The following is a 19,308-nucleotide window of genomic DNA, read 5'->3' on the forward strand; positions in this document are numbered from 1 at the left end:
GTCGAGATTCCGCCTCCGACCCGTCGTCGCCGGCCGAGTCAGATTCCGCCTCCGACCCGTCCTCGCCGCCGATCGGCGGGTAGACGCCGGTGTCCGGCGCGTCCGACTCCGGCGTCGGATCGGCGGCCTCGACGGTGCCCTCCGGGTCGAGCCCGCCGTCGTCGCCGCCGAAGACGCGCCCGCCGCGGGCGGCCTCCTCGGGGTCCGGCCAGTCGGGCTCGTCGTCCATCTCGATCCGGTCGCCGGTGTCGAGTTGCTGGCCCACGCCGAGCGCCTCAGCAATGCGCTCCCTGGTCGCCTCGACCCGCTCGGCGTCGGCGTGGCCGGCGGCCGGCTCGTAGTTCTCGACGCGAACGTCGAGCACTTCGGTCGCGAGCTGGTGGAACGCGACCATCGACTTCACGGCGGTACCGAACTGCCGCTCGCGCTTCTCGTCGATCGCGCCGTACTCCGACTCGCGGATCGCGTCGAGCTCGTCGACGGCCTCGGCGAGCGTCGACTCCAGCCGTTCGGTCGTCTCCCGGAGCGCCGCGACTTCCTCCGCGAGGGCGTCGACGCGGTCGTCGCGTGAGGAGTCTACCTCTCGGTCGTCACGTGGACCGGCGGCGACGTGGTCGTCACCGTCGGTTCGGCCGCCGTTCTCGGCCTCGAGCCGTTCGATGCGTGCCTCGAGCGCCGCGAGACGGTCGCTCTCGTCGCCGGTCGGCGACGAGGCGGCCTCGGTAGACGCGTGCTGCTCGGCCGAGTCGTTCCCCCCGATCGTTCGCGGATCAGTCGGTCCGTCGTTCCCGCGTTCCCCCATCACGCCACGGGTACTCGAGCCCGGACTATAACGTTACGCCCGGGAGCTACCGACCGATCCCGCAGCCCGAGACCGTGTCGCAGTCCAGCCCTTCCGCCTCCAGCGCGTCGATGAACTCGTTCATCCCGATCGCGTCGCTGGCGATGTGGCCGGTGACGACGAGGTTCTTCCCCTCGCCGCCGTACTCCTCCCGCAGTTCGGCCGTGTCGCCGGCGCCGACGTGGATGTACAGCACCGTGTCGACGCCGTGGTCGAAGTAGGCGCTGGCCACGTCGCTGCCGCCGTTGGTGCCGGCGGCGTGGTGGATCGCCACCTCGCCGAGCTCGTTGTCGCGCTCGCCGAGGCGGAGCTCCACGTCGGTGATCGCCTCGTCGATCTCGCGGATCTCGCCCAGTGCGTCCGCGAACTCGCCGACCGTCGCGTCGTCGTCGAGGCCGTCGGCGACCTCGCGGAAGCGTCGGCGCCCGAGCTCGTCCGGCGCGAGGTGGACGTTCATGTACGGGATGTCGAGGTGTTCGGCGATGGAGGGGTCGTGGCGGTAGTTCGCGCTGTGGCCCGCGTGCTCCATGCCGGAGATGATCCCCGACGCCGCCTCCTCGGCGCGCTCCTCGGGGACGCCGTGGGCGGTCATGAACTCGACCTGCTTGTCGAGCACCGGGGCGAAGTTCACGCGCGGATCGCCGCCCGGCGGGTGGTGGGCGAGCACGAGGTCGTACCCCTCGCGCTCGGCGAGCTGGATCTCCGGCGACTCGAGGTCGATCCCGACGAGCGCCGTTTCGAGGTCGTCGCCCGGGACGTGGATCCCGCTGTCCGCCGGCACCTCGTCCCAGCCGACGAGGTCCAGACTGATCTCCATGATCTCCTGCGTCGAGAGTGCCATACCCCCTCTCCCGCGGCGTCGGTGAAAAGCTCCCGAATCCGGCACGACGCGCCGACGGGTCGCCGGTATCGGCAATCCGGACACGAGCCGACAGCGCTTTTCCCGCCCGCGCGAACGGTGGGCCGTGAACGCTTCACTGTTCGAACCGCTCACGCTGCGTGAGACGACGATCCCGAACCGCGTGATGGTGTCGCCGATGTGCCAGTACTCCTGTGACGATCGGGACGGGCTGGCGACCGACTGGCACCACGTCCACCTCGGGAGCCGCGCCGTCGGCGGCGCCGGCGTCGTGATCGCCGAGGCGACCGCAGTCGAGCCGCGCGGGCGCATCTCGCCCGAGGACCTCGGCATCTGGAGCCAGGAGCACGCCGACGCGCTGGCGCCGACCGCCGAGTTCATCCGCGAGCAGGGCAGCGTGCCGGCGATCCAGCTCGCCCACGCCGGCCGGAAAGCCAGCACGCGCCGCCCGTGGGAGGACGGCCCCCGCCTCGTGAAACAGGACGAGGGCGGCTGGACGCCGCGGGGCCCACCGACGATCCGTACCCCCGCGACGAGGCGAACACGGCGCCGACCGAGCGCATGGATCGTGACGACATCGACGAGGTGATCGACGCGTTCGTCGACGCCGCCGAGTACGCGCTGGACGCCGGCTTCGAGGTGCCGGAGATCCACGCCGCCCACGGCTACCTGCTCCACGAGTTCCTCTCGCCGATGAGCAACGGCCGCGACGACGAGTACGGCGGCGACTTCGAGGGACGCACCAAGCTGCTCCGGGAGGTCTGCGAGGGCGTCCGGGAGGTCTGGCCCGACGAGAAGCCGATCTTCGTGCGGATCTCCGCGACCGACTGGCTCCCGGACCGCGAATCCTGGGACGTCGCCCAGTCGGCCCGGCTCGCGAGCGAGCTCGCAGAGATCGGCGTCGACTTCCTCGACGTCTCCTCCGGCGGCATCCACCCCGACCAGGAGCTCCCGCGGACCGGCCCCGGCTACCAGGCGCAGTACGCCGAGACGATCCGCGAAGTGCTGGCCGAGGACGGGCAGACGCTCTCGGGCGACACGCTCGCTGCGGGCAGCGACGAGATCGCGGTCGGCACCGTCGGCGGCATCACCGAAGCGACCCACGCCGAGGCGCTGGTCGGCAACGAGCGCGCCGACGCGGTGCTGCTCGCCCGTGAGCACCTTCGGGATCCGTACTTCACGCTCCACGCCGGGCGCGAACTCGACGCCGAGAACGCGCCGGAGTGGCCGGACCAGTACAAGCGAGCCTGAGCGGCCCTCACGGTTCGGAAATTCTGAACAGTTTGCGATTTCTCGAACGTGCGAACCGCGAGCCATCGGCTCGGGAACTGAGAACGGAATGAATGGCGGACGGCCGGGGTTGCCCGGCGTTCCGACACGGGGAGTCTCGGTTGCCTCCTCCACCCCGCGACCCGACGAGCGACGGGCGTCCGACGGTGGGCTGCTCGCTTCCGCGCCTGACCCGGTTCCGTCGACCAACCACGGCGGACCGCCCCTGCGGGCGGGCGTCGTGGACCGCTGTCCCCGGCGGACGAGGCTTCGACGTCGGCTCCCGAGGCCCGCGCCGGTCAACCGGACGAGCCCGGGGTTCGGTCCCCCCTGAAGACTATCTCGGGGGTGACGAGCGGGGCCTAACCGCCCGACCTAGTCCAGTTCCTACTAACGCGGTCGAACTTAAGGCCCTTTCGGGACAGAGATACCCACGCGAGACGCGACCCGCGTCCCGCCTCAGAGCTCCACGGGCTCCAGCGTCGCCTCCAGCTCGTCGACGTGCTCGTTGTAGGCGTCGACGAACGCCGGGAACTTCGGGACGAACCGGCGCACGTCGCTGGCCGCGGGGGGCTGGTACTGCGAGACGAGGTAGACGCCGTCGCTGCCGCCGACCCGGAGGTAGGAGACGCCGTCGCGGTCCCAGTTGAGCTCCCAGCGCAGCCCGTCGATGCGTTCGGCGTAGGTGCCGTAGTCGCCGCCCTCGAAGCGGCGGAGCTCGCCCGCGATCCGGTCGCAGATCTCCTCGACGCGGTCGAGCACGCGCCGGCGTTCCGCGACCGCGTTCTCCGTCGTTTTTGCCTCGGGGAACTCCGTGGTCACGTCCGAGAGCGTCGCCTCGGCCGCCTCGACGTACTCGTCGTAGGCGTCGACGAACGCCGGGTACTCCGCGAGCGCGGCCGCGAGCGGTTCGGGGTCGGGCTGGCGCTTGGTGGAGACGACGTACACTTCAGACCCGCTCTTGGGGTCGAACTTCAGGAAATCCAGTTCGCCGGCCTCGTGTTTCACCGTCCACTCGCCGCCGGGCGTGTCGAACGTCTCCCGGCCGTAGTCGCCGCCCTGGAGGCGGGCGAGGTGGTACGCCACCCGGCCGGCGTGGTCGGCGACGGCGGCGACGATCTCGTCGCGTCGCTCGGCGACGGCTTCGGCGTCTGTCGGCTCGACGGGTGGCCAGTCGGTCACGGGTTCGGTAGCTCGCTGGGAGAGTTAACGCTCGCGGTCACGGCTCACAGCACCGTCCGGGCCTGGAGACCGGAGACCGCCGTCAGCGCCAACGCGCCGGCCAGCACGGCCCAGCGGTGGTTCTCGATCCACGCGTACTCCGCCGGGAAACTGAACAGCACCGTCGAGTCGATCGTGAGCACCCACGCGACCGCGGCCAGCACCACGCTCAGGGCGACGACGGCGCCGACGCCGGAGAGCGTCAACGCGTCGGTGTGGGGGCGCCCGACCGAGAGGAACACGACGGCGGCGACGACCGCCAGCAGCCCGACCGCGGTCAGCCCGAACGGCCCGGCCGCGTAGTACGCGCCGAGCGTGTCCCCCGCCCCAGTGATCAACACCAGCGGCGCGAACACGACGACCGCGACGGCGGCGGCGACGACGGCCGCGAGTTTCCCGGCGTCGGCGGGGTCGGAGAGGTTCATGGCCGGTGGTGGCGCCGGCGCGGCCATAAATCGCTCGTGTTCCGCGAAGGGAAACGCGTAAGCGACCCGCGGCCGGCCCCCCGGTATGGACCGAGTCGCCATCGTCGGCGCGTCGATGACCCCCTTCGGCGACCGCGAGGGGGAGTGGCTCCGCGACCTGTTGGCCGAGGCCGGCGCGGACTGCCTCGACGACGCCGGCGTCGGGGCCGACGCCGTCGACCACCTGTACGTCTCGAACATGGCCAGCGGCGAGCTGGAGGGACAGACGGGCGTGCCGAACATGCTCGCCCACGATCTCGCCGCCCAGCCGGCCTACACCGCACGCATCGACCAGACCTCCTCCTCCGGCGGCGCCGGCATCTACGCCGCGTGGCAGTCGATCGCCTCCGGCGCCAGCGAGATGACCCTGCTCGTCGGCGGCGAGAAGATGACCCACAAGACGACGGGCGAGGCGACGGACGTGATCGCCTCGCTCACCCACCCGGTGGAGTACAAACACGGCGTCACACTCCCCTCCTTCGCCGGGCTCACCGCGCGACTGTACCTCGAGGAGTACGACGCGCCCCGCGAGAGTCTGGGCAAAGTCGCCGTGAAGAACCACAGGAACGGCGTCGACAACCCCAAGGCGCAGTTCCGGAAGGAGGTCGATCTCGACACCGTGCTCGACTCGCCGATCGTCGCCGACCCCCTGCGGCTGTACGACTTCTGCCCGATCACCGACGGCTCGGCGGCGCTGCTGTTCTGTCCGGAGTCCGTCGCCCGCGAGATCGCCGACGAGTACGTCCTCGTCAGCGGCGTCGCGGGCGCGACGGACACCCACGTCGTCCACGAGCGCGCGGACCCGACGACGATGCGCGGCGTCGTCGAGTCGAGCGACCAGGCCTACGAGATGGCCGATCGCGAGCCCGAAGACGTCGACTTCGCGGAGCTCCACGACATGTTCACCATCCTCGAGTTTCTGCAGTTCGAGGACCTCGGCTTCGCGGAGAAAGGGGAAGGCTGGAAGGCGATCGAGTCGGGCCGGACCGAGCGCGACGGCGACCTGCCGATCAACACCTCCGGCGGCCTGAAGTCGAAAGGCCACCCCCTCGGCGCCTCGGGCGTCGCACAGGCCGTCGAAGTGTACGAACAGCTCCTCGGCGAGGCCGGCGACCGACAGCTCGACGACCCCGAAGTCGGGCTCGCCTGCAACGTCGGCGGCTTCGGCAACTGCGTGACCACCACGATCCTCGAAACCCCGGAGGCAGAATGAGCGACCAGACTGACACCACGAGCGACGAAGCGAGCGAGGAACCGGCGATGACCGCGTACCGCTATCCGGACGGCAGCGTCACCTACCCCGGCCACCCCAGGGGCCCGGACGGGAACGAGCCGGTCGGGACCGTCGACCTCAGCGAGTACACCGCCGAGGTGGTGACCTGGACCACGTCGACGGCGACGCCGCCGGGCGTGCGCCAACCGAACCACCTCGCGATCGTGGAGTTCGACGTGGACGGCCGGCCGGTCCGCGCGCTCGGCCAGCTCGAGGAGGGGAACGTCGAGATCGGCGACATGGTCGAACCGTTCCACGTCGACGAACTCCGCGACCCTGAAGCGGGCATCCGCGAGCCGGAGAGCCAGGCGTGGGACGGGTTCCGGTTCCGCCCCGTCGAGGAGTAGCTACTCGTCGTCGCGCTCGTCCGCGTCGGCGTCGTCTTCCGCCGGTTCTTCGGTCCCCTCCCCGGTCGCCCCCCTGACCTCCTCCCTGATCGAGTCGAGTTCGGCGTCGACGTCCGGCTCGGCTGGCTCCGCCGACTCGTCGGCGTCGGCACCCTCGTCCGCAGTCGCCTCTCCCTCCCCCGCATCCGCCTCGCTCTCGTCGGACACGTCGAGGTGGACGGCCTCGTCCCCGCGCGCCGGCGATCGCGACGACCCCGAACCTGCCGCGCGGTCGCCCGCCTCCCGGAGCCGTTCTTGGATCTCCGCCGACAGCGTCTCGGCCTCGGAGAGGAGCTCCCGGGCCTCGGGGTCGGGGGCGTCGGTGCCCGCGAGCGCGTCGTTCAGCTCGTCGAGACTGCTGGCGAGCCGCTCCGTCGAGAGCCCGCGCCCGGCGTCGATCGCGCGGCTTACCGCACCTGCCTCGTCCACGTCGTCCGGGATCGCCGTACGTTCGGGGTCGAGCGCCCGGAGCGCGGCGCCGCCGAGCTGGAGCAGCCGGACGTTCGCCTCCAGGATCGAGATCAGGGTGGGGATCGTGTACTCCTCGGTGAAGCGGAGCACCTCGCGGAGCCGCGGCGGGCGCGGGGCGGGGCGGCCGCCGCCCGGTAGCCCGCGCGGGATCCGCGGCCCGTCGCGACGGTCCTCGTCTAACGCCTCCCTGAGCTCGACGAGCGTCGACTCCAGCTCCGCGATTCGGTCCCGTAGCTCGTCCGGGTCGGGGTCGCGGCGGTCGGTCATGGATCGTCGTTGGGGCCGCCGACGCATAAGCCCCACCGCGGCGCCGACACCGACGGTTCTTACTCGCGGGCCGCCGAACCGACGGCCATGACCGACCACGAGGCCGCGACCGAACTGACCGCCGGCGACGTGACCGCCCGCTACGTCGAGGCGGCGGGGGAACGGCGGCTCGACTTCGAACGCGAGGGGCGGACCGCCTCGATCGCCCAGAACGCCGACGGCTACGCGATGCTGAAAGTGCGCACGGGCCCCGAGGGCGACGAACTCGAGCGCTACTACGGGTTCGACATGGCGCTGGACCACGCCGCGGAACTGCTCGGCGTGGGCGTCAACGACCTCCCCGTGCCCGACCCCGCCGCGGACATGGGGATGTAGCCCCCGACCCGGCGAGAGTTTATCAACGATAGGGGGACCACCCCTTCCGTGCCGCGAAAGCCCCGTTCGACCGACCGCCGACTGCCCCCTGAGAGCCGTCAGTGGCTGGCCCGCATCGCGGGGCTGCTCCTGGGGGTCGCGCTCGTGCTCGCGCTCGCGAGCGTCGGCGCCGTCGCCGCCGATCGAACCGCCGGTCCGTCGACCGCCCCCGCCCCGACAGTCGCGGTCGGGAACGCCTCGAACGCCTCCGGCGTCGTGCTCGAACTCTACCCCGATCCGGTCCGGAACGGCGACGCCGGCGAGTACGTCCTGGTCGAACTCCCGCGGGCCGGGAACTGGAGCCTCTCGGACGGCGAATCGACCGTCCGCCTGCGAAACCGCTCGGGACGCGTCCTCGTCACCCCCGAGCCGGGAGCCGTCGGCGACCACGTCGCCGCCGACACGGCAGTCGTCGAGGGCTCGCTCGCGCTGGCGAACACGGGCGAGACGGTCGTCCTCCGGCGCGACGGCGAGACAGTCCACCGTGTCCGCTACGAGGCGACGGTCGAGGGCGAGCGCTACCTCCCTGCCCCTGGCGAGTGGCGCCCGCCCGGTCTCGACCCGCGGTCGCCGGTCCCCACCGGCCCGGCCAACGCCACCGCGTTCCTGCTCCCGGACTCCCCCGGACTGGCGCTGTCGACGCTCGAGAGCGCGACCGAACGCCTCCTGCTCGCGGGCTACACGTTCTCCTCCGAGCGAGTCACGGCGGCGCTGCTCGCGGCGGAGTCACGGGGCGTCGACGTGCGCGTGCTGGTCGAGGCCGAACCCGTCAACGGCGCCTCGGCCCGGCAGGCACGCCTCCTGGATCGTCTCGCGGCCGGGGGCGTCGACGTGCGCGTCGTCGGCGTCGGCGCGGACCGGTTCAACTACCACCACCCGAAGTACGCCGTCGTCGACGGGCGGGCGCTGGTCCTCACCGAGAACTGGAAACCCGCGGGCGTCGGCGGCGCCTCCAGCCGCGGCTGGGGCGTCCGGATCGAGAACGGCACCACCGCCGACGAGCTGGCCGCGCTGTTCCGGAACGACGCCGGCGCCGCCGACACTCGGGCGTGGGAGTCGTTCCGACGGAACCACCGGTTCGAGTCGTTCCCGGCCGCGAACGGGAGCTACCCCACCGAGTTCGCGCCGGAACAGGTCACGGCGACGAACGTGACGCTCCTGACCGCGCCCGGCAACGCGGCGTCACGGCTCGTCGCCGCCGTCGACGCCGCCGACTCCCGGGTCGACGTGCTCCAGCCCAGCCTCGGGCGACAGGACAACCCGCTCGTCCGGGCGACGCTGCGGGCGGCCCAGCGCGGCGTCGAGGTCCGGATCCTGCTCTCGGGCGCGTGGTACGTCGCCGAGGAGAACGAGGCGCTGGTTTCGTGGCTGAACGACTGGGCGGCGCGCAACGACGCCCCACTGACCGCTCGCGTCGCCGAACCCGGCGGCCGGTACGAGAAGATCCACGCCAAGGGGCTGCTGATCGACGACGACATCGCGGTCGTCGGCTCGCTCAACTGGAACGAGAACAGCGCGACCCGGAACCGCGAGGTCGCGCTCGCGCTGCACGGGCGCGAACCCGTCGCGTACTACCGGGAGAGCTTCGACGCCGACTGGGCCGGCGGTAACGGGGGGGAGAACGTGGCTGTTCGCGGCGGGCGCCGTGGCCGCCGTACTGGTCGCGGGGCTCGTCGCGGGGCGCTCGGTGCGCTTCGCGGCGGTGGAGAAGTGGGAGGAGTGACCTTGTCGACGCTGTCGGGAGATCAGTCGTCACAGAGGCGCGGCTGCCAGTCGCCGCGCCTCAGTCGTCCAGGGCGGCGGCCGTCGAGGAGAGCGCCTCGTCGATCTCGGCGTCGGCCATCTTCTCGACCAGCGCGTCGATCACCTGCTCGCGCCTGCCCTTCACGAACTTGATCGAGCCGACGACGAGGTGGCCGCCGCCGGAGACGCCGGCGCCGGGCAGCTCCTCGTTCAGCTCCTCGACCATCTCCGGGATGTCCAGCCGCACGCCGTCGCTCCGGAGCACGGCGAAGTCCGGGCCGTAGCCGATCGTGATCACGGGGTCGCCCGTCTCCTCGACCTTCGTGTCGTGGAGCTCGCCGGTGGTCTTCCCCGGCGCGGGGTAGGTGAAGCGGTGGGCCCACTGGTCGAGGTCGATCCGGTAGAGGTGGGCGTCGCTCTCGAGGGTCTCGTGCTCGACGTGGTCCTCGACGGCGTCGAGCTGGTCGTCGACGTCCCGCTCGGCCCGCGAGGAGAGGAACTCGACCAGCTCCTCGTGGCGGTCGCGGTCGTCACAGCCGACGTTGAGCACGTCGTTCACGACCGAGTGGCCGCTGGAGTAGCGGAGGAAGTGGGCCGCGTAGTCCAGCGCCTCGCCCACGTCGTCGAGGTCGTCACGGTCGTACCCCTCGGCCTCCGCCAGGTCGACGTAGTCGCTCATCGCGTCGGCGCGGGAGCGGTCCGAGACCCCGGCGACCGCCGGCACGTGCCGGAGCTCGTCGGTGATCTCCGGGTCGATCATCCGCGCGAGCTCGACGCACATCATCCCCGTGGTGATGCTGTAGTCCTCGTCGTACAGGTACGGGTTGACGTGGGCGTCGAGCAGCGGGTCCACCGCCTCCGGGTCCGGGTGGTGGTGGTCGACGACGGCGATGGGCATGTCGTAGTGCGCGAGGTTGCGGTAGGCCGGCGTGTCCTCCTCGGTGCTCCCGTTGTCGAGCATCAGCAGGAACGGAAGCTGCTGGCCGTGCCGGGCCCGCCCCTCCAGCGCGAAGTTGAGGTCGCGGGTCACGTCCTCCATCTCGTAGAACGGCGCCTTCGAGGGGAGCCGCTTCAGCAGGTGGCGGCCGGCGTCGGGGTCGGCGTGGACCTCCTGGATGAAGTGCTCCAGCGCGCGCTGGACGGGGATCGCGGCGCACATCCCGTCGCCGTCGGCGTGGTGGCGCACCCGGATCGGGCGGCCCTCGAGCACCGTCCGGCGGAGCAGTCGCGCGAGATCCTCGAGGTCGCCGCGGAGCTTCTCGAACTCGGGCCACTCGACCAGCGGCTCGACGGCTTCTGGGCCGGCACGCTCGGTGCGGGCCTCGTCGAGGCGCTCGCGGGCGGCCTCGGCCTTCTCGCCGTCGAGTACGGTCACGTCCTCCACCTCGAGCTGGCGGACGCCGTCGTGGAGGCCGACTTCGCCGGTGACGCGGGCGACGTCGCCGAGTTCGGCCTCGGGGTAGGCGCGCACGCCGGCTTCCTCGAACGCCGCGGCGGCGACGATTCCCGTCTCGTCGCCGACGTGGAAGATCGTCGGGCCGCCGGTCTGTTTGATCTGGGTGAGCTCGCCCTCGACGGTCACCGTCTCGTCCCGGGTGAGGTCGTCGATGGCGGTGATCTCCGGCTCGTGTTCGACGCGCACGACCCGGTTCTCGTCTGGGTCGACCTCCTCGAACGCGAGGTCGCCGTTCTCCCGGATCTCGGTCAGGCCGACTACGAGCTCGTCGCCGACCTCGTACTCGCCGTCGAGGCCGGACTCGTGGACCAGCCCCGAGACGTTGTCGGACACGTCGACGAAGACGCCGTAGTCGACGACGCCGTTGACGGTCACGAGGTAGCGGGCGCCCTCCGCCACGTCGTCGATCGTGCAGTCGTCGTCGAGATCGTAAACCACGGTCGCGTCGTCGGGAACATCCCGACGGGCCGGGGGCGAACCGCCCTCGGCGGTGCCGGCGTCCTCGCCGGCGGAGTCATCAGTCATACGGAAAAGTCGGCGGTCGCCGGTGTTAAGTCTTCCAGTTCGGACCGCTGAGGGTGGCTCGACCCCGACAGCTCCGTCCCGGAATCCTTAGTTGGCGCCGCCCCCGAGTTCGGGGAAATGGGACTGTTCCGGTCGGGCGACGTTGTCGGGATCGCCGACGACGCCCTCACGTTCGCGCTCGAAGCGTCCCGCGAGAGCCACCCCGACGAGTACATGGGGCTGCTGCGGGGCGAGCCCGCCAGCGAGTTCGGACTCGACCACGAGGGGCTGCTCGTGACCGACGTGCTGATCATCCCGGGCACGGAGTCGAACCCCGTGAGCGCGACGGTCAAGACCAGCATGGTCCCCAACGACTTCTCCTCGGTCGGCTCGATCCACTCCCACCCGAACGGCGTGCTCGAACCCTCCCAGGCCGACCTCGCGACGTTCACCAAGGGGCAGGTGCACATCATCGTCGGCCACCCCTACGGCCGCGACGACTGGGTCGCGCTGGACCGCGAGGGGAAGCGCCGGAGCCTCCCGGTGTACGACGTGGAGCTCGACGACCCCGAGGAGTTCTTCGACTTCACGCAGGCGGACATCGACGCCGAACTCGGCCTCGACGGTGACGAGCCATGAGCGGGGGACCGGCGGACACGCGGCGAGCAGTAGCGCAGGGCACCTTCGACCTGATCCACCCCGGACACGTCCACTACCTCCGGGAGGCCGCGGCGATGGCCGACGAGCTCCACGTGATCGTCGCCCGGAGTTCGAACGTCTCCCACAAGGCCGACCCCGTGCTCCCCGCCCGCCAGCGCCGGGACGTGGTCGACGCCGTCGACGCCGTCGACGAGGCCCACCTGGGCGACGAGTCGGACATCTTCGTCCCGATCGAGCGCATCGACCCGGACGTGATCGTGCTGGGGTACGACCAGCACCACGACGAGTCCGCGCTCGCGGCCGCGCTCGCCGATCGCGGGATCGACTGCGAGATCGACCGCGCGGGGCCCCGGGAGCCGAAGTACGACGACGAGCTGCTCTCGACCGGGAAGATCGTCGACCGCATCCTGGAACGCCGTGGATGAGCGCCCGATCGACCCGCTGGCAGTTCCCGGCGAGAGGGCAAACGCGAAGCCGATAAGTACCGCGGGACGCAACTTCGCGTAGTGAGTTCCGACCGCCAGTTCGCCGGCATGCTCGCGGCGACCGCGATGGGAGTGTACCTCCTCGTCGCCATCGGTGCGACCACGGCGGTGACCGACGCCGCCACCGCCTGTCAGGGCTGGCCTGCCTGCGGGAGCGGCTTCGGCGTCCCGACCACCGCGGACGGCTGGTTCGCCCTCGGCCACCGCGTCGCCGCCCTCGCCGTCGGCCTGCTCCTCCTCGCCACCGCAGCCCTCGCGTGGCGTCGCGACGAGTCCCGGCGCGTGAAGGCGTCGCTGCTGTTCGCGATCGTCCTCTACCCGGTCCAGTCCGGGGTCGGCGCCGTCATCGCCACGACGACCGTCACCCCGGCCGCGGCCGTCGCGGCCCTCCACCTCGGCACGGGCGTCGTCATCTTCGGGAGCGTGCTCGCGGCGCTGGCGTGGGCGCTCGAGGCCGCCACCGGCGACCCCGACGACGAACCGACCGACCCCCTCGACGACGCGCCGGCGACCGTCGAGGAGTCGCCCTCGCCCGAGCTCCCGGCGCCCGGCTGGCCCCGGACGAAGGCGAAGCTCGCGGCGTACGGCCGCCTGACCAAGCCGCGGCTGATGTGGCTGCTCTGCCTCGTCGCCTCGGCGGCGATGGCGCTGGCCGGCGGCGCCAACTTCACCGTTCCCGTCGTCGCCAAGACGCTCGTCGGCGGCGCGCTCGCCATCGGCGCCTCCGGCACGTTCAACCACGTGCTCGAGCGCGACGTGGACCGCCGGATGCAGCGCACCAGCGACCGCCCGCTCGCGGTCGACCTGGTGCCGGTTCGCAACGCCGTCGCGTTCGGCCTCGCGCTCGCGGCGATCTCGGTCGGCCTGTTCGCCTCGATCAACGTGCTCGCGGCGGTGCTCGGGCTGACCGCCATCGCGTTCTACAGCGTCGTGTACACGCTGATCCTCAAGCCCAACACCGTCCAGAACACCGTCATCGGCGGCGCCGCCGGCGCGCTGCCCGCGCTCATCGGCTGGGCCGCGGTCACCGGCGAGATCGGCTGGGGCGGCCTCGGGCTGGCGACGGTCGTGTTCCTCTGGACGCCCGCGCACTTCTACAACCTCGCGCTGGCGTACAAGGACGACTACGCCGCCGGCGGCTTCCCGATGATGCCGGTCGTCCGCGGCGAGACGACGACGCGCCGCCACATCGTCTGGTACCTCGGCGCGACGCTGGCGGCGACGGCGGCGCTGGCGCTGACGGCCCGGCTCGACTGGCTGTTCGTCGCCTTCGGGATCGCGCTCGCCGGGCTGTTCCTCTGGACGGTCGTGCGGCTCCACTTCGAGCGCACCGAGGCGGCGGCGTTCCGCGCGTTCCACGCCTCGAACGCCTACCTCGGCGGCGTGCTGCTCGCCGTCGTGCTCGACACGCTGGTCCTGTGAGCATGTCGGCAGTCACCGTCCCCGGCGTCGAGGACCTCCCCGAACCGCGGACGGTGCTGCTCTGGACCGCCGTGCTGTACGTGGAAGTGATGGCGCTCACCGGCTACTGGCTGTTCGGCGACACCGCATCCGTCAGCAGCCCGCGGTTCGCGCTGTACGGGCTGCTCTGGATCAACGTCGCGCTGTGGGTGTTCGTCCGGGCGGACGTGCCGGACGTGGGCCCGAGCGCGGTCCGCCGCGGCGCCGTGGTGGCGCTCGGCTACCTCGCGGTGCTCGCGTACACCGGCGGCGTCGTCGCCCCCGGGATCCCCACGACGTTCGACTACACGGCAGGCTTTTCGGTGCTCTGGCTCCCGCCGGGCTGGGGCCCCGCGATCACGTTCAAGAGCCAGTACCTCCGGCTGATCCTGATGCCCGCGAAAGTGATCGGCTACCTCGCGCTGACGTACCTCGTGTTCGTCACGGTGCTCGACGTGTCCCGGTCCGCGGTGTCGGGGCTGCTGGGGCTGCTGTCCTGTGTCTCCTGCTCGTGGCCGATCCTGGCGTCGGTCGGCACCGCGGCGCTCGGCGGCGGCTCGTTCGTCGCGGTGGCGACGACGACGTACGCCTACGACGTGTCGACCGCGGTGTTCCTGCTGACGGTGGCGCTGCTGTCCTGGCGCCCGTCGTTCCGGTAGCCCGCCGGGCTCAGCTCACGTCGAGGTGGTCGGCGATCCCCTCGCGGATGATCGTCTCGCAGTAGTCACAGCGCACGCCGTCGTCGAGCACGTCGAAGCGGGTCTCGACCGGCTCCTCGTCGTTGGTGATGCAGTTGCTGTTCGGGCAGGCCAGCACGCCCGTCACCGACTCGGGGCGCTCGACGCGTTTCTTCTCGCGAACTTCGTACTCCTCGACGATGTTCACCGTCGCCCGCGGCGCGATCAGCGAGAGCACGTCGACCTCGGCCTGGGAGAGCTCGCGCTCCTCCACCTTCACTACGTCCTTGGCGCCCATCCGGTCGGAGGGGACGTTCATCGCGACGCTGACCCCGGTGCCCTCGCTGCCGTCGATGCCCAGCAGCGCGAGCACGTGGAGGGAGCTACCGCCCGGGAGGTGGTCGAGTACGGTGCCGTCGCGGATCTTGGAGACGCGGAGTTCGTGGTCACTCATCGTTCGAGAGCAGGAGGTCGAGCAGCGCCATCCGGACCGGCACGCCGTTGTGGGCCTGCTCGAAGTAGTTCGCGTGGTCGGTGCCGTCGATCTCCGGGTCGATCTCGTCGACGCGCGGCAGCGGGTGCATCACCGTCAGGTCGTCCCGGGCCGCCTCGAGCGTCTCGGCGTCGATCTGGAACTCCCCGGCGACCTTCCGGTACTCGTCCTCGTCGGGGAACCGCTCGCGCTGGATCCGCGTGACGTACAGCACGTCGAGTTCGGGCAGCACCTCGTCCAGCTCGGTGTGCTCCCGGACCTGCGCGCCCGCCTCGTGGAGGTCGAACCGGACCGAGCGCGGCAGCCGCAGGGACTCCGGACTGACGAAGTGCATGTGGGCGTCGAACTCGGTCAGCGCGGTCGCCAGCGAGTGGACCGTCCGGCCGTACTTCAGGTCGCCGATGATCCCGATCGTGAGATCGTCCAGCCCCGCGGCCTCCCGGATCGAGTAGAGGTCGAGCAGTGTCTGGCTCGGGTGCTGGCCGGCGCCGTCGCCAGCGTTGACGACGGGCACGTCGACGAACTCCGAGGCCATCCGGGCGGCGCCCTCGCGGGGGTGGCGGAGCACGAGGCCGTCGGCGTACCCCTCGACCACCCGGACGGTGTCGGCGAGGCTCTCGCCTTTCTTCACCGAGGAGGCGTCGACGCCGCCCATGTCGACGACGTCGCCGCCCAGCCGCTTCATCGCGGTCTCGAACGACATCTTGGTTCGCGTGCTCGGCTCGTAGAAACAGAGCGCGAGCACCGTCTCGGGGTACCGGGCGGGGAGCGGGCCGCCGCCGTCCAGCGCGGCGTCGAACTCGGCGGCGCGGTCGAGCACGCGCTCGACGTCCGCCCGCGAGAGCTGGCCCGCGGCGACGAGGTGGTCCTGACGCATCAGTCGAGAGGGCGATGGGCACGACCTTGAATCCCTCGGCTCGGCCGTCCTCGCCGGTGTTCACGCCCGTGTGTGCGGCAGGGACCGACGTTACGAATCTCGAAGGAGTCAGTCCTGCCACTCCGCGTCCGACAGCGTCCGCTGGACCGCCTCCTCCCCGACCGCGGCGGCGATGGAGCGGAACGCGGCGCGCTCGTCGCGGTCGCCGGCGTTCGCGACCAGCCGCGAGACGATGAACTCCGGCGTCGAGCGCCCGACCGTCCCGAACCGCGGCTGGTAGTCGACGCGCAGGTCGAGCTCGTCGGTCAGCCCCTCGGCGAAGATGCCGTCGATGCGGGCGGTGTCGGGCAGCGGCGCGAGGTCCTCGGCGAGGTGGGTTACGAACACGCCCAGCGCGCCGCGGTCGACGGTCAGGTCGACCAGCCCGTTCAGCAGGTCCGCCGCCCTGCCCGGCTCCGTGATCGCCTCGAACTCGTCGACGAGCATCAGCGCGCGCCCTTCGCCGGTCAGCGGCGGCACGACCGACCGCAGCGTCGACTCCAACACGCCCGCGTTGAACGAGGCGTGGCGCCGGTGGAACACGATCGCGTCGAAGCGGCCGACCTCGGCCTCGTCGGCCGGGACGGGCAGCCCCATCGCCGCCAGGAGCGCGACGCCACACAGCGTCTCCAGCAGCGTCGTCTTCCCCCCGGAGTTCGCGCCCGTCAGCACCGCCACGCGGTCGCCCGAGGGCGGGTCGCTGCGCGCGCGCCGCCGGAGACCGAGTGGTCGCCGACGCCGTAGCTAACGGGCTGGATCTCGCCGTCGATGAACAGGTTGCGCGCGCCACGAACCGCGAGCCCGTCGTCGACGAGCGTCGGCCGCGTGAGATCGTGTGCCGCAGCGAAGCGGGCGAGCGACAGGTCGAAGGCAAGCTCGTCGACCGCGTCGACGGCGGTCTCGATCTCCCCGCCCGCGGTGTCGAGCGTCTCCCGGAGCTCGCCGGCGACGACTGCCTCGCGGTCCGCGACCTGGCCCTCCAGCTCCGCGACGAGCCCGCGCAGCGTCGCCGAGACGAAGTCGGTCTCGTCGCGGGCCTCGTCGGGCGCGACCGCCCTGACCTCGCTGGGGGTGACGCCGGTCTCCTCGGCGACGTAGGAGATCACGCCGCTCTGGAACGCCTCGAGCGAGCGCACGTCCTGCCCGCGGACGGTCTCCAGCACGTCCAGCGCGCCGTCGTCGAGCCGGCGCGCGGCGGCGAGCTGGGTCCGAAGTCTGTCGAGCTGCTCGTCGGCGCCCTCACCCACCGAGAGCGGCTCGTCGGCGGCGTCGTCGCCGAACTCGCCCTGCACGGCGCCCAGCGCGTCGACGGCGTTCGCGAGCGCGTCGGCGTCGAGATCCGCGAGGCGCTCGAACGGGCCGCCCTCGCTCGCGCCGATCTCACGGAGGTCGAGCGCGGCGTCGACCGCCGCGCGCCGGCCCGCGCCGGCGTCGTCGTAGCGCTGGAACGTCGCGACGACCGACTCCCGGCCGTCGTCGTCCAGCCCCGCCCACACCTCGCGGGCGGCGTCGATGCGGTCGAGTCGGTCTTCGGCGGCCGACTGGCTCGACAGCGGCGTGAGCACGCGGATGCGGTCGGCGGCGCCGTCGGTCAGCGCGTCCCGCGCGGCCAGTTCCAGCAGATCGCCGTACACGTCGCGGGCGTCGCCGGTGCCCAGCGTGTCCAGCCCGGCGGCGCCCGTGGCCCGCCGGAGGATCCGCGTCGCCCGGCCCCGCGAGAGGCCGGCGTCGACCAGCGTCCCCACGTCGGCGGACTCGATGGCGCGCACGGCGCGCTCGACGCCCAGTTCGGTTTCGAGCAGCTCGGCCGTCTTCGGGCCGACGCCCCAGTACTCCTGCAGTCGCATGGGTGGAGGTGTGGCCGGGGGTTCTTGAGCGTTGTCAGAACTCGACGGGGATCTCGATCAGCGTCGGTCGGTCCCGGTCGAACGCCGCCGAGAGCGCAGCGGGCAGCTCGTCGGCGACGGCGTCGAACTCGATCCGCCGGGCGGCGGCGCCGAAGCTCTCGGCCATGTCGACGAACGCCGGGTTCTCGATGTCGGTCGCCATCGTCCGGCCGTAGTCCCGGCGCTGCACGTCCTCGAGGATGTCGTAGGAGTCGTCGTTGCAGACGACGATCGGCACGCCGAGGTCGTACTGCACCGCGGTCGCGAGGTCGCCGACGGTGAACAGGAGCCCGCCGTCGCCGACCAGCGACACCACCTGGCGGTCGCTCCCGATCGCCGCGCCGAACGCGGCGGGCGGGCTGAACCCCAGCGTGCCGAACCCGCGGGGGAAGAGGAACGAGCGCGGCGCACCGGTCGGGAACCGCGTCCGCGCGGCGTAGCTCACCTTCGTCATGTCGTTGACGACCACCGCGTCGTCGTCGAGCGCGTCCCGGAGCACCGCCAGCAGGTGGTGTCTGTCGTCCTCGGCGCCGACCGCGAGCGGTTCGGGGCCGGCGTCGGCGGCCTCGTTCGGCCCGTCGAAGCGCAGCCCGCGCTCGCTCGCGCGGTCGTGGATCGCCCCGAGCGTCGCCCCGGCGTCGCCGACGATCCCCAGCGCCGTCTCGTGGTTGTTGCCGAAGTTCGTGGGGTCGACGTCGACGTGGATCAGTGCCTCCGGGAACGGCGTGTCGGCGCTGTCCTGCGCGCTGAGCTCCGTGCCGACCGCCAACACGAGGTCGCGTTCGGCGACGAACTCGTGGGCCGGCTCGTGGCCCAGCGCCGTCGCGACACAGCAGTCGTGGTCGCCCGGAACCACGCCCTTCCCCGCGGCGGTCGTAATTACCGGGATCTCCGTCTCGTCGACGAACCTCCGCACCGTCTCGGCGGCGTCGACGGTCCCGCCGCCGACGACGAGCAGGGGGCGGTCGGCGCCGGCGAGCAGCTCGACCGCCTCGTCGACGCGCTCGGTGTCCGGCCCCGGCGGGGCGGCGGCCGCGCGGTCGACCAGGTCGACGGGCTCCGCGCGTTCGAGCACGTCGGTCGGGATCTGCACGTGGATCGGGCGGGGGCGGCCGCGCTCCAGCCGGTCGAACGCGTCGGCGATCGTCTCCGGCACGTCGGTTACGCGGTCGACGTGGTAGCTCTCGGCGGCGACGGAGTCCATCACGCCCTGCTGGTCCTTGAGCTCGTGGAGGTGGCCCTTCCCGCGACCGGCCTCGTTGGTCGCGTTCGTCGTCGAGATCACCAGCATCGGCGAGGAGTCCGAGTACGCCTGCCCGACCGCGGTCGCGACGTTGGTCAGCCCCGGGCCGGTGATGACGAAGCAGACCCCGACGCGGCCGGTCGCACGGGCGTAGCCGTCGGCCGCGAACCCCGCGCCCTGCTCGTGGCGAGTCGTGACGTGGTCGATCCCGCTGTCGAGCAGCGCGTCGTAGATCTCCAGGGTGTGCACGCCGGGGATCCCGAAGGCCACGTCGACGCCCTCGCGCTCGAGCTGTGCGACGACCGCCTCGCCGCCGGTCAGTCGGTCCATACCTCCTACG

The 19,308-nt window shown here is 71.8% G+C and carries 16 protein-coding genes, 1 other RNA gene and 3 pseudogenes; 9 read left to right on the top strand and 11 right to left on the bottom strand.

Features of this window, described 5'->3' with window-relative positions; all coding sequences use genetic code 11:
* A pseudogene (locus ACP95_RS10880) lies at window positions 1-802 on the bottom strand (hypothetical protein); the annotation flags it as partial.
* Window positions 803-848: 46 nt separating this feature from the next.
* Window positions 849-1,682, bottom strand: coding sequence for a hypothetical protein (locus ACP95_RS10885; RefSeq protein WP_049981232.1), 834 nt, complete (start codon window positions 1,680-1,682; stop codon window positions 849-851).
* Between the two features lie 124 nt (window positions 1,683-1,806).
* On the opposite strand from ACP95_RS10885, the pseudogene ACP95_RS10890 reads away from it, so the two are divergent.
* Window positions 1,807-2,951: pseudogene (locus tag ACP95_RS10890) on the top strand (NADH:flavin oxidoreductase/NADH oxidase).
* A gap of 93 nt (window positions 2,952-3,044) precedes the next feature.
* Here ACP95_RS10890 and ffs read toward each other — a convergent pair.
* From ffs to ACP95_RS10900, 3 genes are all read right to left on the bottom strand, one after another.
* Window positions 3,045-3,355, bottom strand: an RNA gene (gene ffs, locus ACP95_RS15365) — signal recognition particle sRNA.
* A gap of 73 nt (window positions 3,356-3,428) precedes the next feature.
* The gene (locus ACP95_RS10895) at window positions 3,429-4,151 is read right to left on the bottom strand and encodes a hypothetical protein (RefSeq protein ID WP_049981233.1); all 723 of its coding nucleotides are present in this window, start codon (window positions 4,149-4,151) and stop codon (window positions 3,429-3,431) included.
* A 44-nt stretch (window positions 4,152-4,195) separates the two neighbouring features.
* A complete protein-coding gene (locus ACP95_RS10900; RefSeq protein WP_049981234.1) occupies window positions 4,196-4,615 on the bottom strand; it encodes a DUF7548 family protein in 420 nt (139 codons plus the stop codon).
* Between the two features lie 85 nt (window positions 4,616-4,700).
* Between ACP95_RS10900 and ACP95_RS10905 the strand changes: the two genes are divergently transcribed.
* Together ACP95_RS10905 and ACP95_RS10910 are read left to right on the top strand one after the other, a co-directional pair.
* Window positions 4,701-5,867, top strand: coding sequence for a thiolase family protein (locus ACP95_RS10905; RefSeq protein WP_049981235.1), 1,167 nt, complete (start codon window positions 4,701-4,703; stop codon window positions 5,865-5,867).
* Entirely contained in the window at window positions 5,864-6,274 is a 411-nt protein-coding gene (locus ACP95_RS10910) for an OB-fold domain-containing protein (protein ID WP_049981236.1), read from the top strand. Before ACP95_RS10905 ends, ACP95_RS10910 begins: the two co-directional genes overlap by 4 nt.
* On the opposite strand, the gene ACP95_RS10915 is transcribed toward ACP95_RS10910, so the two are convergent.
* A complete protein-coding gene (locus ACP95_RS10915) occupies window positions 6,275-7,051 on the bottom strand; it encodes a DUF7547 family protein (RefSeq protein ID WP_049981237.1) in 777 nt (258 codons plus the stop codon).
* An 87-nt stretch (window positions 7,052-7,138) separates the two neighbouring features.
* Between ACP95_RS10915 and ACP95_RS10920 the strand changes: the two genes are divergently transcribed.
* Window positions 7,139-7,426 carry a DUF7111 family protein gene (locus ACP95_RS10920; RefSeq protein WP_049981238.1) on the top strand — a complete coding sequence of 96 codons (288 nt, stop codon included), beginning with the start codon at window positions 7,139-7,141 and terminating at the stop codon, window positions 7,424-7,426.
* Between the two features lie 48 nt (window positions 7,427-7,474).
* Window positions 7,475-9,361, top strand: coding sequence for a phospholipase D-like domain-containing protein (locus ACP95_RS10925; protein WP_049981239.1), 1,887 nt, complete (start codon window positions 7,475-7,477; stop codon window positions 9,359-9,361).
* Here the strand turns inward: ACP95_RS10925 and ACP95_RS10930 are convergent.
* Entirely contained in the window at window positions 9,249-11,189 is a 1,941-nt protein-coding gene (locus ACP95_RS10930; RefSeq protein WP_049981240.1) for a DHH family phosphoesterase, read from the bottom strand. The genes ACP95_RS10925 and ACP95_RS10930 overlap by 113 nt on opposite strands.
* Window positions 11,190-11,306: 117 nt before the next feature.
* On the opposite strand from ACP95_RS10930, the gene ACP95_RS10935 reads away from it, so the two are divergent.
* The 4 genes from ACP95_RS10935 to ACP95_RS10950 all read left to right on the top strand — a co-directional run bounded on the left by ACP95_RS10935 (window position 11,307) and on the right by ACP95_RS10950 (window position 14,412).
* The gene (locus ACP95_RS10935) at window positions 11,307-11,807 is read left to right on the top strand and encodes a Mov34/MPN/PAD-1 family protein (protein WP_049981241.1); all 501 of its coding nucleotides are present in this window, start codon (window positions 11,307-11,309) and stop codon (window positions 11,805-11,807) included.
* A complete protein-coding gene (locus tag ACP95_RS10940) occupies window positions 11,804-12,253 on the top strand; it encodes an adenylyltransferase/cytidyltransferase family protein (protein ID WP_049981242.1) in 450 nt (149 codons plus the stop codon). Before ACP95_RS10935 ends, ACP95_RS10940 begins: the two co-directional genes overlap by 4 nt.
* 81 nt (window positions 12,254-12,334) lie before the next feature.
* Window positions 12,335-13,735, top strand: coding sequence for a heme o synthase (locus ACP95_RS10945; protein WP_049981243.1), 1,401 nt, complete (start codon window positions 12,335-12,337; stop codon window positions 13,733-13,735).
* Between the two features lie 2 nt (window positions 13,736-13,737).
* On the top strand, window positions 13,738-14,412 hold the full coding sequence (locus tag ACP95_RS10950; protein WP_049981244.1) for a DUF7546 family protein: 675 nt from the start codon (window positions 13,738-13,740) through the stop codon (window positions 14,410-14,412).
* Between the two features lie 10 nt (window positions 14,413-14,422).
* Here the strand turns inward: ACP95_RS10950 and pyrI are convergent, their stop codons facing one another.
* The 4 genes and pseudogenes from pyrI to ACP95_RS10970 all read right to left on the bottom strand — a co-directional run bounded on the left by pyrI (window position 14,423) and on the right by ACP95_RS10970 (window position 19,298).
* The gene (pyrI, locus tag ACP95_RS10955; RefSeq protein WP_049981245.1) at window positions 14,423-14,884 is read right to left on the bottom strand and encodes an aspartate carbamoyltransferase regulatory subunit; all 462 of its coding nucleotides are present in this window, start codon (window positions 14,882-14,884) and stop codon (window positions 14,423-14,425) included.
* On the bottom strand, window positions 14,877-15,800 hold the full coding sequence (pyrB, locus tag ACP95_RS10960) for an aspartate carbamoyltransferase (protein ID WP_049981246.1): 924 nt from the start codon (window positions 15,798-15,800) through the stop codon (window positions 14,877-14,879). The genes pyrI and pyrB overlap by 8 nt, the downstream gene beginning before the upstream one ends.
* A 108-nt stretch (window positions 15,801-15,908) precedes the next feature.
* A pseudogene (locus ACP95_RS10965) lies at window positions 15,909-17,686 on the bottom strand (DNA mismatch repair protein).
* Window positions 17,687-17,720: 34 nt separating this feature from the next.
* Window positions 17,721-19,298, bottom strand: a complete 1,578-nt coding sequence (locus ACP95_RS10970) for a thiamine pyrophosphate-binding protein (RefSeq protein WP_049981247.1) — start codon at window positions 19,296-19,298, stop codon at window positions 17,721-17,723.
* Window positions 19,299-19,308 lie beyond the last annotated feature (10 nt).

The organism is Halolamina rubra, assembly GCF_000739555.1.
GTDB lineage: Archaea > Halobacteriota > Halobacteria > Halobacteriales > Haloferacaceae > Halolamina > Halolamina rubra.